The organism is Salegentibacter sp. Hel_I_6, from assembly GCF_000745315.1.
Lineage (GTDB): Bacteria > Bacteroidota > Bacteroidia > Flavobacteriales > Flavobacteriaceae > Salegentibacter.
The window spans coordinates 3,724,167-3,739,071 of the sequence record NZ_JQNQ01000001.1 but is presented as its reverse complement, the minus strand read 5'-3'; the positions used below and the strand labels follow the sequence as shown (position 1 = coordinate 3,739,071).

11 protein-coding genes are annotated in these 14,905 nt (G+C 35.4%); 3 read left to right on the top strand and 8 right to left on the bottom strand.

All coding sequences use genetic code 11. From position 1 onward, the window contains the following. Nucleotides 1–191: 191 nt before the first annotated feature. Together FG27_RS16490 and FG27_RS16485 are read right to left on the bottom strand one after the other, a co-directional pair. Nucleotides 192–1,655: a magnesium chelatase gene (locus FG27_RS16490; protein ID WP_037321060.1), complete on the bottom strand. Its 1,464-nt coding sequence runs from the start codon at nucleotides 1,653–1,655 to the stop codon at nucleotides 192–194. A 186-nt stretch (nucleotides 1,656–1,841) separates the two neighbouring features. Next, nucleotides 1,842–2,972 carry a VWA domain-containing protein gene (locus FG27_RS16485; protein ID WP_037321058.1) on the bottom strand — a complete coding sequence of 377 codons (1,131 nt, stop codon included), beginning with the start codon at nucleotides 2,970–2,972 and terminating at the stop codon, nucleotides 1,842–1,844. A gap of 185 nt (nucleotides 2,973–3,157) precedes the next feature. On the opposite strand from FG27_RS16485, the gene FG27_RS16480 reads away from it, so the two are divergent. After that, nucleotides 3,158–3,973, top strand: a complete 816-nt coding sequence (locus tag FG27_RS16480) for a phosphatase PAP2 family protein (protein ID WP_037321056.1) — start codon at nucleotides 3,158–3,160, stop codon at nucleotides 3,971–3,973. 11 nt (nucleotides 3,974–3,984) lie between these two features. Then, complete coding sequence (locus FG27_RS16475; RefSeq protein ID WP_037321055.1) at nucleotides 3,985–5,061, top strand: endonuclease/exonuclease/phosphatase family protein; 1,077 nt, start codon at nucleotides 3,985–3,987, stop codon at nucleotides 5,059–5,061. Here FG27_RS16475 and FG27_RS16470 read toward each other — a convergent pair. Genes FG27_RS16470 through FG27_RS16450 form a run of 4 tightly spaced genes read right to left on the bottom strand, consistent with a single transcriptional unit; the run spans nucleotide 5,058 to nucleotide 10,761 of the window. After that, the gene (locus tag FG27_RS16470) at nucleotides 5,058–5,468 is read right to left on the bottom strand and encodes a response regulator (protein WP_037321054.1); all 411 of its coding nucleotides are present in this window, start codon (nucleotides 5,466–5,468) and stop codon (nucleotides 5,058–5,060) included. The genes FG27_RS16475 and FG27_RS16470 overlap by 4 nt on opposite strands. Before the next feature lie 23 nt (nucleotides 5,469–5,491). After that, nucleotides 5,492–7,246: a PAS domain S-box protein gene (locus tag FG27_RS18795; RefSeq protein ID WP_051935906.1), complete on the bottom strand. Its 1,755-nt coding sequence runs from the start codon at nucleotides 7,244–7,246 to the stop codon at nucleotides 5,492–5,494. A 52-nt stretch (nucleotides 7,247–7,298) separates the two neighbouring features. Beyond that, a complete protein-coding gene (locus tag FG27_RS18790; protein WP_051935905.1) occupies nucleotides 7,299–9,470 on the bottom strand; it encodes a PAS domain S-box protein in 2,172 nt (723 codons plus the stop codon). 28 nt (nucleotides 9,471–9,498) lie between these two features. Beyond that, nucleotides 9,499–10,761: a capsule assembly Wzi family protein gene (locus FG27_RS16450; RefSeq protein WP_231563343.1), complete on the bottom strand. Its 1,263-nt coding sequence runs from the start codon at nucleotides 10,759–10,761 to the stop codon at nucleotides 9,499–9,501. 172 nt (nucleotides 10,762–10,933) lie between these two features. Here FG27_RS16450 and FG27_RS16445 point away from each other — a divergent pair, with 172 nt between their 5' ends. Next, entirely contained in the window at nucleotides 10,934–11,665 is a 732-nt protein-coding gene (locus FG27_RS16445; RefSeq protein ID WP_037321050.1) for a tyrosine-protein phosphatase, read from the top strand. Between the two features lie 40 nt (nucleotides 11,666–11,705). Here the strand turns inward: FG27_RS16445 and FG27_RS16440 are convergent, their stop codons facing one another. Both FG27_RS16440 and FG27_RS16435 read right to left on the bottom strand, forming a co-directional pair. Continuing rightward, nucleotides 11,706–14,111 (bottom strand): tyrosine-protein kinase family protein, encoded by a 2,406-nt coding sequence (locus FG27_RS16440; RefSeq protein ID WP_037321048.1) that lies wholly within the window; start codon nucleotides 14,109–14,111, stop codon nucleotides 11,706–11,708. Further along, nucleotides 14,112–14,897 carry a polysaccharide biosynthesis/export family protein gene (locus FG27_RS16435; RefSeq protein WP_037322404.1) on the bottom strand — a complete coding sequence of 262 codons (786 nt, stop codon included), beginning with the start codon at nucleotides 14,895–14,897 and terminating at the stop codon, nucleotides 14,112–14,114. Nucleotides 14,898–14,905: the final 8 nt, after the last annotated feature.

Here is a 14,905-nt window from a genome sequence, read left to right as displayed (position 1 = left end):
GTGCTGAAATTAATATTTTTCTGAATCCTCATTTTTGACATTATTCTGGTGATAAATGTATATATTTTTAGAGGTTTAAAAAACTAAAAAGAGGTTTTCGAGGAAGAATTATGAATTTCTTTTTATAAGATAAAAAAAATACCCGATTAATAATTTAACCGGGTATTTTTTCAATTTATTTTAATAATCGCTTAAAGATCACTTATATAACTTCCATAAAGATCTTTAAATTGAACGCCTTTGGCAAAACGATGTTTGCTAAGCTTCTTATATTCTACCAAAGCCCACAATAAAAACTCCTTTAAAAAGTATTTATCATCTTCTGAAATCTTGGGTTGGTACTTTTTAATTAATTCATTTAAAGGTTTTACAGAATCCAGGCTTTCTTTGTATTCGGTATCAGAAAGATCATCAGGTAATTCAAATCCGCTTTGCTCGAAAAACCATTCTACCAGATCGTCATAAGGTGTTGTTTCATCTGGTTTTTGTAATTTTTCTATTTTGGGAAAATACTGCGGAAACAATGTTTTTACCGAATCTCCTATTAACTGAAGCGCTACACTAGCTGCACCTTCTTCTTCTCCTTCATAAACCAACTCCACTTTTCCAGTAATGGAAGGTACTACACCAAGAAAATCACCAAACCTCAATAAAGTTTTATCATCTCCAGATTTCAATAAACGCCTTTCTGCAGTACTAAGTAAATTCTCATACGCGGTAATACTCAGCCTTGCGCTAATTCCGCTTTTTTCATCTATAAATTCACTTTCCCGGGCTTCGAAACTAATTTGTTCTAATAAATCTTTTGCGAGTTCAGGAACATGAACCAGCTCGCTTTGTCTTTTATCAAGTTTTGCTTCCTGGGCGGTAATTGTTTTTGCAATTTCTATACTTCCAGGATAATGGGTTAGAATTTGTGAACCAATACGGTCTTTTAAAGGAGTTACAATACTACCGCGATTGGTATAATCTTCAGGGTTTGCTGTAAATACAAATTGAAGATCTAAAGGCAACCTCAATTTGAATCCGCGAATTTGGATATCACCTTCCTGTAGGATATTGAATAAAGCTACCTGGATTCTAGCTTGCAAATCGGGTAATTCATTTATTACAAAAATACTGCGGTTAGCGCGCGGAATCATCCCAAAATGAATAACGCGATCATCAGCATAACTCAATTTTAAATTCGCAGCTTTAATGGGGTCTACATCCCCAATAAGATCAGCTACCGTAACATCTGGAGTGGCAAGTTTTTCAAAAAATCGCTCTTCCCTATGTACCCAGTTAATTGGAGTTTCATCTGCTTTCTCCTTTATCAATTCTCTCGCATAGCGTGAAATTGGATTTAAAGGATCGTCATTAATTTCTGAACCCTGCACCACCGGCATGTATTCATCTAATAAATTGATCATTAAACGCGCTAATCTCGTTTTAGCCTGACCTCTTAGACCAAGTAAATTAATATTATGGCGTGATAAAATTGCTCTTTCCAATTCAGGGATTACGCTATCTTCATAACCGTGAATCCCGGGAAAAGTGGGTTCATTATTCCTGATCTTTTTTATTAAATTTTCCCTGAGTTCCTCCTTAATTCCGCGACTTTTATATCCAGATTTTTTAAGTTCTCCAAGTGTGTTTATATTTTCTATTTTCATGTTTGTTTTTTTATTTCTGATTTAAAATTCAGAATACTTTTTTCAAAATATCATTTACTTCAAGCTGCCCCGAAGAATCGGGATTGTTTCAGACTTTATCCCGAATTTGTTTCGGGATTCTAACCTGATACAATTATCAAAATATTAGATCCTGAAACAAGTTCAGGATGACGATAAAATTTTTCTTTAATTCCCCCTAATTCTCTTTTTTCTATTGGTTTCGTAATCTTCAAAAATCATTTCTCCCAAACCTTTTAAGCCCGTGTAAAAGGCTTTCCCCTGGTTCGCGTAAGTAAACTCCCTTACAAACTGCATTAAATATGGGTCCTGGGCAATCATAAATGTAGTTATGGGAATATGTAATTTTCTGGCCTGTCGCGCCATGGTATAGCATTTACCAAGAATATAAGGATCCAGCCCCATACTATTTTTATAATAGGAACCATCCCGTTCTCTTAAACAACTCGGTTTTCCATCGGTTATCATAAAAATTTGACGGTTAGTACTTCGTTTTCTTCGAAGTATATCCATAGCCAGTTTTAAACCGGCAACTGTATTGGTATGATAAGGACCTACTTTTAAATAAGGTAGATCGGCTATAGAAACCGGCCAGGCATCATCGCCAAAAACTATGATATCAAGGCTGTCTTTTGGGTATCTAGTAGTGATCAATTCGGCAAGAGCCATGACTACTTTTTTTGCCGGGGTTATGCGATCTTCACCATATAGAATCATACTATGGCTAAGGTCTATCATTAAAACCGTACTCATTCTGGATTTATAGTGGGTTTCTTCAACCACCAAATCCTCCTCAGTCATATTGAAATTTCCAATTCCGTGGTTAATTTGGGCATTTCTCAAACTTTCAGTTACAGAAATTTTATCTGGAGAATCTCCAAATTGAAAATTCCTGAAATCGCCAGTATGTTCGTCTCCCCTACCTACGTGATTGGTTCTATGACTTCCAGAAGCACTTTTTTTTAGCTTTCCGAATATTTGATCTAAAGCCTGTTTTCTAATAGCGCGTTCAGTTTTAGCGGTAATCGCCATGCCGCCACCGTCTACATCGGTTTCTTCTTTGATGTAGCCTTTCTTTTTAAGGTCTTCTACAAAATCATCTAACGTATAATATTCGGTAGTTAATTTATATTCTTCATCCAGTTGTTTTAACCAGTCTAGAGCTTCATCTAAGTCTCCCGAGGTATGCGTAATTAGTTCCTTAAAAACTTCAAATAACCTGTCAAACGGGGATTTATCAGGTTCTTCAAATTTATTAAAGACGAATCCACTGCCCTGCCTATAATCTTTCTTCTTCATATTCTAAAATTACGGTATTTTATATAGAATTGGAAAATCCTGCCCTAGAACAGGGATTAAACTTATGTTAATCTATAGATTTGTCAATTTACTATTTGCGCTTTATATTGTTATACTTTTCTTAATTACTTCAATGTTTACAAAGTAGTTAAGAGATTTGAAGATTAAATAAATTATATCAATAGATGAAAAAAATACTACTCAGCTTTTTCTGTATTAGTCTGTTTTTTAGCTCTTACGCACAGGAATCACCCTATAAGACAAGTGCCTGGAAAGATGGAGCAATTATTACCGGTGCCGTTGGTTTAAACGTACTTGGATTTACATTTATTCAAAATAAAGAAGCACTTACAGAGGCCGAAGTAGCGGCCCTAAATAAAAATGACATTGCGGGAATTAATCGCTGGGCAGCAGGAAACTATTCTGAAAAAGCTGATGCGATAAGTTATATTCCATTTTATGCCGCCCTGGGTATGCCCTTAGTCTTCTTACCTAGTGAGGCGGAAAGAAAAAATTTCGGGCAAATTAGTGTTCTTTTTGTAGAAACGATGGCTGTTACCGGAGTGTTCTATACTATGACTGCAGGTCTAATAGATAAGAGCAGGCCTTTAGTTTATAATGAAAACCTTCCTTTTGGGGAACGTGCTGAAGGTGGCGCACAACGTTCATTTATTGCTGGGCACACAGCAGTTGCCACGGCAGGAACTTTTTTTGCGGCCAAGGTATTTAATGATTTTCATCCAGATTCTAAAGCAATTCCATATGTTTGGGGAGGAGCAACAGGAATTTCAGTACTTATGGGATATTTAAGAACAAAAGCGGGTAAACACTTCTTAACCGATAATATTGCCGGTTTTGTAGTGGGTGCAGCAAGTGGAATTTTAATACCTGAATTACACAAAAAAGGAAACGAGAGATTAGATCTTTACCCCACGGCTACTTACAATTTAAACGGAACCGGGATTAATACCAAAGGTTTGGCTCTCTCTTATAAGTTTTAAGCGGAATATCTATGGAAATTTCAGAAATAATAATGCTAATAGTTTGCGGAATATTTTTAATCCCAAGCCTAGCATCTGCTACTCGTTTTGATCAATGGTGGATACGCGCTTTCGATTTTCCGCGTATTCAAATTTCTATACTTATTACTTTAGTGATTATTGCAGCAATTATTGTTTTTGATTTTTCAGCTGTAATCCATTATATCGCTATAGCATTACTTATTATCGGGCTTATTTTTCAACTTCACAAAATATATCCTTACACCTGGTTCGCAGAAAAAGAAGTCATGAAGTTCGAAGATGGGGATCCTACAGATAATATTTCTATCCTGGTAAGTAATGTACTCACGCCCAATAAAGATTATCATAAATTACTTGAAATTGTAAAAAGAAGACAACCAGATGTCCTGCTTACCCTGGAATCTGATAAAAAATGGGAAGATGCACTGCAAGAATTAGAGGAAGACTATAAATACACGGTAAAAGTGCCCCTGGATAATCTCTACGGAATGCATTTATATTCCAAATTGAAGCTTGAGGAAACTGAAATTAGGTATTTAGTAAGAAATGATATTCCATCTATTCACGGTTTCGTACGTTTAGATGATAATACAAGAGTTAGAATTCATTGTATGCACCCCAGGCCTCCCAGCCCTTCTGAAGCTGATACTTCTACTAATCGTGATGCTGAATTACTGATGCTGGGAAGAGATGTCCGGGAACAGGATGATAGTGTTTTGGTTTTTGGAGATTTAAATGACGTAGCATGGTCTCGAACTACAAGATTATTTCAACAAATGAGCGGATTATTAGATCCCAGAATTGGAAGAGGATTTTTTAATACTTTCCATGCTGATTATCGCTTTTTTAGATGGCCATTGGATCATGTTTTTCATAGTAATGATTTCACGCTTATTGATATTGCACGCGAAAAACATATTGGTTCAGATCATTTTCCTATGTATATTAAACTAAATTTTGAACGCAAAGCGGAACTGGAACAAAATAAACCGGAAGCCGAGGAAGAAGAAAAAGAATGGGCACAGGAAAAAATTGATGATGCTGAACCGCGCGAGAAAGGGGTTTAAACCCGCTCGAAAAAATGACTTATTTCTGAAATTTCTTTGATATTCTCACAGTCTGTAGCCGAGATAGGTTTTTCTATAAAGCCTCTAACGGTGCTAAATTTCCTGGCTTTCTGCTTGTCACTACTATCTATAGAAGAAGTTACCATAATCACGTGATAGTTAGATTTTTCTTCGTGGTTTTCCAAAGAATTTAGGAAATCCCAACCATTCATTTCTGGCATATTGATATCTAAAAGAATTAAAAAATGCTTTTCTCTTTTTCGATGTTGCTCCTGGATGATATACGATAAGGCAGAGAAGGCTTGGTTAAAACTGAGTGGGTTTGAGGCAATCTCGTGGTTGGTTATCATTTTCTTTTGAATAAACACCACAATTTGATCGTCGTCTACGATAATTACTTCAAGCATTTTAAAAGATTTAGGGCAAAGGCTTACAGCTCTTCTTCAGTTTTGTTGGTAATTTTTCTAATTACCTTATCAAGCTCTTCAGACGAATTTAAGATATTATCTATAATATCATCAATATTATCAAGGTTATTTCTTTGAGTTTTCAGTAAATCTATTAAACCCATAATTCGTGCTAAAGGCGCTCTAACCACGTGAGATTGCGTCCAGGCAATTTCTCTAAGCCGCTCATTACTACGTTCTATGGCATTTATATATTTTCGCCTTTCGGTAATATCCTGTACAGAACCAATGATTCGTGATGGTTTCCCTGCGGCATCGGTAATTACATAACTACGATCCAGAATATATTTATAATTTCCATCAGCACATTTGAAGCGGTATTCTATCTTTAATAATTTTTGATTCCTATCGTAAATTCCTTTAGTAGCCTCAAGTACACGAAATTGATCTTCTGAATGAATCTTTTCTTTCCACCAATCTCTCGAAACTCCAGATTCTTGCTGGGAATATCCAAAAATATCATAGATAGCGTTGCTAAACTGAAAATTATCCTGCTCAATATTATAATCGGTGATTAAGTCACTGGTAGCTTTCGCTACTATATCGTAGCGTTCCAGACTTTCACGCAATTCTTTCTCCTGCATTTTGAAACTGGTAATATCCCTTGACGTTGCAACCAATCCGTTTACAGAAGGATCGTCTCTTAAATCACTGATAATAGTTTCCAGCCATCGCCAGTTCCCTTTACCGTCTTTATAGCGATAAGAAGGCAACTGCAGTGACTTAACTTTACCAATAAACTCTATTTGATCCTCTATAAGATGACGATCATCTCTATGTATAAACTGAAATGCATCTGTACCTTCAAGTCTTTCAGGATTTACACCTAAAATATTTCTGGCACTGGGACTTACATAAGCATAATGAAAATTTTCATCTAAAATACTAATTAGGTCACTACCATCCTGCACCAACGCTTTAAAACGCTGCTGGCTGTGTCTTAATTTTTCTTCAGCCTTAAGTCTTTCTGTTATATTATGCGCCAGGGTAACCCTTGCTTCACGCCCACCAAAGATAATAGGATTACTTTGAACATCTATAAAAAGAGATTGTCCGTTTTTGGTATAATGCTTAACCTTAACATTGAAAAAGTCATGAAAATTGTCTTCCACAATTTTTTCAATTCTATCTTCATCCTCGGCCCATAGATCTCTAACCGTCATTTTTAAAAATTCTTCCTGGGAATAGCCATACAATTCAATTGCAGCTTGATTTACACTTAAAAATTCAAGACTGTTCCGATCTAAAACCCACATAGGCAAAGGGCTGGAATCAAAAAGAGTTCGGTATTTTTCTTCAGATTCATAAAGTTGTCGCTGCACCTTTTTCCGCTCCATACTATAATGGATGCTTTTTGAAAGATTTGAAGCGTTAATTTCATCCTTCAATAAATAGTCAGACACTCCCCAGGAAAGGGTTTTCATACCATAATCTTTATTTGTATAGCCGGTTAGTACAACTACTGGTGCCCCGTTAGAAAGCACTAAAATTTCTTTTACAAGTATCTCGGCATCTTTAATATCTGGTAGCGATAAATCGAGTAGAATAGTATCAAAGTTACGGGTGGACTGGAGAATGTATTTTGCCGATTTAAAAGTATCGGCACGTTGGAGGTCTAGCGCATTATGTTCTTCAGACAGATAATCTTCTATAAGCATAAAATCACCAGGGTTATCTTCAATAACTAAGACTTTTAATTCCCCGGAGTTTTTTCTCATTTAAATTATTTTAAAAAACGCACTATTGTTAGTTTCTACGCGAGTAAATATACTAAAATTGTTTTGGGATCGTAAAATAAAAACTGCTACCCACTCCATATTTAGACTGCACCCAAATCTCACCGCCAAAATTATCTAAAATCTTTTTACATATTGCCAAACCAATACCGGTACCCTCATATTCACTTCGCTGATGTAAGCGTTGGAAAATTTCAAAAATCTTATCTTTAAATTCCTCTTCTATACCTATCCCATTATCGCTAATTTCAAACTCCCAATATTCTTCTTTTTCAATAGCAGAAATTTCAATTTTGGGATTACGCTCTTTTGAATCATATTTTAAAGCATTTCCAATTAGGTTTGAAAATAATTGTCTTAAAAGCGGCTCCTCGGCTTCTAAATTTGGAAGTGTATTAACTTTAATTTCAGCTTTCTTTTCTTCTATACATTTCTTTTGAAGTAATAAAACATCTGAAATCAGGTTGGTAAGGTTAACCAGGCTTAGCTTATATTCTGCTCTACCTACTCTTGAATACTCTAAAAGGTCTAATATTATTTGGCGCATTCTGGTGGCCCCATCGTGCGCGAAATAGATATATTGCTGCGCCTTTTCGTCTAACTGACTTTCGTATTTCTTCTTAAGCTGAAAAATAAAACTAGTCACCATTCTAAGTGGTTCCTGAAGATCGTGAGAAGCGATATATGCAAACTGTTCCAGTTCCTTATTAGACAGCGCGAGTTCTTCGGCGTGTTTTTTAAGCTCCTTATTCAGCTTTTCTAAAGCTTCTTCTTTTTCCCTTATTTCCGTAATATTTCTTGAAATACCTACCAGCCCTTTTTTATTATCTCCAAATTTAAAAGGCACTTTGGTTAGAAGTGTATAATCTTTTCTACCGTCAAAATTTTGCACAATATCGCCCCGGTTAATCACCGGAACTCCTTTTTCCATAACCCGGGTATTATCTTTCATAATTTTCTGAGCCTCCTGCTTCGGAAAATAATCGGAAGCAATTAAACCCAAACTCTCCTGTTCATTCTTAACTCCAAGATAATTTTTGTAAAAACTAAAATTAGTGAGGATAGTTTCATGCATCTCATTTACCACAAAGATATGATCGGGAATATAATCTATAATTGCACGAAACATATTTCGTTCTTCCCTAAGTTTTTGCTCAATGTTTACCTGTTTGGTAATATCTTTGGCAATCCCGTAAACACCAACTATTTCATTATTTATATAAATAGGAAAATTAGTTACCTGAACTGTTCTTTGATTGCCCTGAAGACTAATAAACTTGGTTTGGTAATGCTGTACCTGACCTGAAACTGCCTTCATGAAATAATCGCCAACCCTTGCCTGATCATAAGAGGGAATCAAAGATAAAAAGTTTGTTCTCAAGGCTTCCTCACGTGAACCCTCACCAAGTTTTAATGCGCTTCTATTTATGCTAGTAAAATTTCCTTTTAGGTCAAAGGAATAAACAGGATATGGATTATGATCGAATAAAGATTGAAAAGCCAGTTTGCTGTTTTCGGCAATTAATTCCTGCTTTTTTCGACTTGAAATATCAACTATTGCCGTACTGGTTCTTTTCTCACCATAATTATTTGTATAGATAACCGAATGTACTTCACAAGGGAACAATTTACCATTTTTTCTAATTCCCGTTAATTCACTTCGCAATTCCCCCGTTTTGTTTCTTTGAATCACAGCTTTTTTTAAGTCAGGATTGTCAAGCATTATATCTTCTCTTTTTAATTTCTTAAACTCTTTATAAGAGTAACCAAACATATTGCAAGCTGCTTTATTCACATCAATAACAAAACCTTTCGGATCAGACAAAAAAATTGCTAGAGAGGAATTTTCAAGAATATTCCTTAATTGAATAATATTTTCTGGGGAAGCAGTTTCTTTTATAGTGACTAATTTTAAACAAATCGAGAAATCGGTCACTTCTCCAGCTGAATTTAAAGATGGACTGCAAGATATTTCAATATTGCTTATTTTTGAGAAAGTAAATGTGCGATAAAAGAAACCTTCATTGTTTTTAAAATTGGTTTTAAAGTTTTTGGAAAGAGATTCAGGAAAAACAGTATCGATATTTATTTTTGATTTTAATTGTATATCAAAATTTTCCTTTAAAAAGTCTTCTGCTGAAGGGTTCCAGCTTAAAATTTGAAAATTATAATCTATTTTTAAAATCGGGATAGCTATTTGCTTCATAAGTGAAGTTTAAAATTGCTAATACTTTTTATAGAAATGATTTGGAAAGAGAAATTCCGGCACCAAAATTAGGCCCTTCAATTTCACTAAAATCAGCCCCCAACTGAAGATTTAGATCAATTATATTCTTTAAAAGTTTAAGATCCAGATAAGTTGAAATTACCTGATCTCCATTAACATTGCTACTGCCTTTACCCCCATAATTTTTTCTGAAACTACCTAAGAACCTATATGGAACTTTCTTAAAAGCCATCCCGTTCAAACCTATATGATGGGCAAGAATTTTATTATTGGTTATTCTAAATCTGTCGGGCCCAAGCGTGATAAACGGGAGCCCAAGCACTCTATTTTCGTATGTCCAGCCAGAGCGATAAAGGTTATTATTAAAATAATTATCCTCCCCATCTGATGTAGGTGTATTTTTACTTTGATTTTTAGTGTAGTAAAACTCATACATAACCGCCTGAATCCAGGAATCTACAGGAGCTATTGGATCTTCAATATATAACCCATATCTACCATCAGGTGTGTTTCTAAGAACACTTCCTGATCCATCTTCAAATAAATGATTATAAATTATTTCAACATTATAATTAGCTAAAATGGTTTTAATGTTTATCTCGTAACTCCCCAGGTGGTTCCCCAAACCATTAATTTCCTGTTCCGAAATATTATCCCCGGTATCTTCTCCTACGCCTCTCCCAGTCACCACTCGAGTATAGGCTTCAAAATCGGAAGGCAAATCACCAAAATCAGGATGTGTACCACCCCATTGTACAAAATGTCTTAAACCCGCTGAAATTTGAAAACGAGGTGAAGATTTATAGACTAAATGAAAGCTTTTATGATGAATACGTGTGTTCTCAACAAATCGCTCATCGTCCATAAAATATTCCTCAAGGGATGCTTCAAAACCGAGTCCGCGGTTATCTTTAAAAAATATAGGACGCTTAGTGAAAAATCTAATTCCAGGAAGCGGTCTTGCATTTAAAGACCATAAAACACTTTGATTGGTAGCACTTAATCCACGATATAATTCTTTGCGTTGTTTGCGACCGGCAACAATTCCCAACCAGGAATTATTAAAAGCCAGGTAAGCCTCATCTAACTGAAGTTTATTACTATAACCATCCTGGTAAATAGCTCCTAACCCAATTTCTAAATTAGAAGTTTCAGAAAGGTGGTAAGTTCCAGAAGCACTAATTAGTCCCGAAAAATTGGTGAGCTCATCTATTCGCCCCCTTTGATTGGTATGCAACCAAAAAGGGGAATTTTCTTCGCTGTAGATCAAACCGGTTGTATTTACATTCCCCCGAAAATCTATTTGTTGAGCGTTGAGAGAAAAAAATATCAAAAAAAATAAAACTGAAAGTAGAAATTGTTTCATAAGTAGGCGTTAAGACAATTGGAATATGCTTAATTCGATTTAAAAATATGTAATTTTATGCATCTAAAACTTAGAAATGCTATCCATTTTTCAGAAAAAATTTTTTTTAGCCGATTTACTGGAAGGTTTCACCGATTTCCATAATCATTTATTGCCCGGTATTGATGATGGAGCTAAAAGCACAGAAGATAGTGTGGAAATGATTAGGAAATTTAATGAATTTGGGGTTACTAATTTCATCGCCAGCCCCCACGTAATGGGTGAGTTTTACCCAAATACTCCTGAGACTATTATTCCAGCTTTAGAAAGTGTAAAGAAAGTTTTACCTGACGGAAATACTATTAAAGCAGCCGGTGAGTATATGATGGACCAGTTTTTAATAGATCAGTTGGAAAAGGAAAATGTATTAAACGTAGTAGATAATTATGTTCTGGTAGAAATGTCCTATTTCCAGGCGCCAATTAATCTAGCCGAAATATTATTTAAAATTCAAAACAGGAACCTGAAACCCATATTGGCTCATCCCGAGCGTTACGCTTTTTACCACGGCAGTAATCTTAATAAATATGAAGATCTAAAGGCGCGAGGCTGTAGTTTTCAACTAAATATGCTATCCCTTACCCCTCACTATGGAAGTGGAATGCAAAAGAAAGCCTATGAGCTTCTAGAAAACGGAATGATAGATTTTATAAGTAGCGACGCTCACCGACTGGAACATTTGGAGAAAATTGGAAATATAAAACTGAAGAAAAAACAGCTTCAATTAATTGAGCCAGTAATTAAAAAATCCAAAGCTTTATTTATCTAAAACAAAGCTTTGGATTTTTTAATTCAGAAAAAGTAGCTATTTAATTTTTCTTACCTCTCATACTGTTCTTAATTCTTTGCCAACGAGATTCTTTATCTGCACCATAGCCGTAGCCATAGCCATAAGAATAACCGTATTTAGCTCCATAAGAGAATTTGGAATAATCCACATCGTTTAAAATAATCGCCGGACTCTTAACCTTCCCTTGTTGTTTTAGTTCTTTAGGGAAATCTAGCATTTTCTTATCAGTGAATTCTGCTCTAACTACATACAAAGTAGTATCAGCCAGTGGACTAATGAGCAGCGTATCAGTCACAATCATGGTTGGTGCGGTATCTACCAAAACATAGTCATAAGCTTTTGAGGCATAGTTTATAAGTTGCTCCATACGATCGTTCATCAATAACTCAGCAGGGTTGGGTGGGATTGGCCCAGAAAGTACCATATCCATTTTAATACTTCCACTTTGTTCTTTAGAAATAATTTTATCTTCGGTTACTTCAAAATCGTATAAATAATCTGATAAGCCTTTTTCACCAGCAGTTACATCAGCATAGCGATGTAATTTCGGGTTTCTAATATCAGCACCAATTAAAAGAACTTTTTTGCCAGTACTAGCTAAAGTCCTGGCCATATTATAAGAAACAAAAGTCTTTCCCTCCCCTTTAATTGTAGAGGTAATAAAAATAACTTCGCCACGCTCCTTATCTTTATTCTGAATAAGATAAGCCAGGTTGGTTCTTAAAATTCGAAAAGATTCTGCTAAAGGTGAACGATCGTTTAGTTCAATCTGCTCGCTTTGATCTTTGTTGATCCTTGGAACTTCCCCAATAAAAGGCACATGTTTTATTAAACTTTGCAATTCTCCTTTATGATGAACTTTAGTATCCATCATATTTTTAAGAAATATGATGAGAATTGGAATAATTAAACCTATTAAAAAACCACCAACTAATATAAGCCAGGGCTTTGGATCTACCGGGGCATTGTTTGTAAATGCGGCGTCAATTACACGAGCTACAGAGGCAGTAGCTGCAAAAGAAATAGCCGCTTCTTCTCTTCTTTGCAGAAGAAACAAATAAAGTTGTTCCTTAATTTCCTGTTGTCGTTGAATACTACGCATTCCCTTCTCAAGCCCTGGGAAATTACTAAATTGTCCTTCTGCAACATTTTCTCTTTGATTGAGTTCTCGTAATCTTACATTTATCGATCGTCTCGTACTTTCGATATTTTCGTATAAATTTTCACGTAAACTATCAAGTTGCTCTGTAATTGTCTCAACTAATGGATTTTTCTCTGTACCTCCTTTCAGGTACATATTGCGCTCCATTACTAGCGCATTATAAGAGTTAATCAACCCTGAAACACCACCTTCATTTATACCTACTTCAGGTAATAACGTATAGTTTCCCTGATTTCTTAACACTTCTTCAATAGATTCTAAAAGAGAAAGTTCTGTTTCAAGAGTGAATATTTCCTGTTCTGCCGCTGAGAATTTTGATTGAAACTCTGAAGCTCCACTTGAAATATCCATTAAACGATTCTGTCTCTTGAAATCAGCAATCCCAACTTCAACAGAATCAAGTTCGGTGGTAATCATTTCCAGTCTATCCTGGATAAATTTTGTAGTATTCTCTGCGACTTCCTGTTTATCTACAATACCTTCCTCATTAAAACGTTCCATTAGTTTATTTAGGAAGTCTTCAGATTTCTCACTGTTTTCTTGTACAAGACCTAAAGTAAGAATATCTTTCGCCTGTCCCTTTTGAGCAATTTGCAATTTTGAAATATACTCTGCAGCTACCGTCCTTACCGGCTGAACTTTTATATGCACAGAACTAGTTCTCCTAAAAGTTCCTTCTTCCTCACCCGATTTGGGTAATATAGTGAACTGAATATTATCTAAATTAATTAACTCCCCAATATTATGCTTTTCTGAATACTGACTGCCTTCATCTTCAAGTCTAAAAGAGGTATCTGAGGTAGGAGTAACTACTAAATTTTTGGAGACCTCGTGAATTATACTATCGGAAGTTATGAATTCAATTAAAACTGGGCTCGATTTATAAGCTTCAATTGTAATTACATTTCCCTCTATAAAGTAACTAATATTATGATTTAATTCATTAACTACACTTTCTACAAGCTGTTTGGATTTTAATTTTTCAATATGATTTTGAATACCATCGTCTTCCAAAGAAAAAATAGCTCCGCCTCCAGATGGTGTAGCACTCATTGCATTTTTTTCCTGATCGTCTACAATCATCATTGTAGCTTCGGTATGGTATTTAGGAATTGTGTATCTATTATAGAGGTAAGCTAATAATCCTCCAATAAGAAAGCCCAGGATAATCCATTTCCAATAGGCCAGGTACTTAAAAATCTCTGCTTTTAAATCAAAGGTAGATTCTCCTTTTTCTTCGGTGAAGTCGTTTAATTCTTCCATTTAAAGACTATTGATTAAAAAGTAAAGACTAATTATAGTTGTACCTACTGAAATTATACCCTGATAACTCGTAAAAAACCCGGCTGATTTAACTGCTCTATAGGTTGGCTCAACATATACTAAATCGTTTTGCTTTAAATAGAAAAACGGACTATCAAAAAGATTTGATTCGGTCATATCAATATATCCCACAGTTTTAACACCATCTACTTCGCGAATTATCTTGATATTTTTACGCCTTCCATTGTAAGTAATATCGCCACTCATGGCAATAAGCTCCGGCATGGTTAAACGTCCATCGGTAATTTGAACTCTCCCTGGAGAACCTACTTCCCCTAAAATAGTAACGCTAAAGTTTACAATCCTAACATCCACCACAGGGTTACGCACATATTCCGCAATTTGCTCCTGTAGCTTTTGCTGTATCTCTGTTCGGCTTAAACCTTCTACTTCCACTGTACCGAGAACAGGAAAATTAATAGTTCCTTGGGGACTAACCAAATACCCCGTGAGCGAAAGGTTTTGATTACCCCCTCCACCACTTCCTTGCTGGCCCTGTTGGTTCATTTGAAATGGAGCAACAATTTCTTCGTTGACAGAAGAAGATGAAACATTAATTCTTAATACATCATTGCGCTCAATTCTCGGCTCATAATCTAAAAGATTTTCTTTGCCTTCAAGACTATTTGCGTTGTCAAAATAGACCACATCATCTTTGGTGGCACAGCTGGAAACAATAATACTTAAAACAAGAAACCATCCCAGCCTCCCAATTAATTTGAACATGCAGTTAT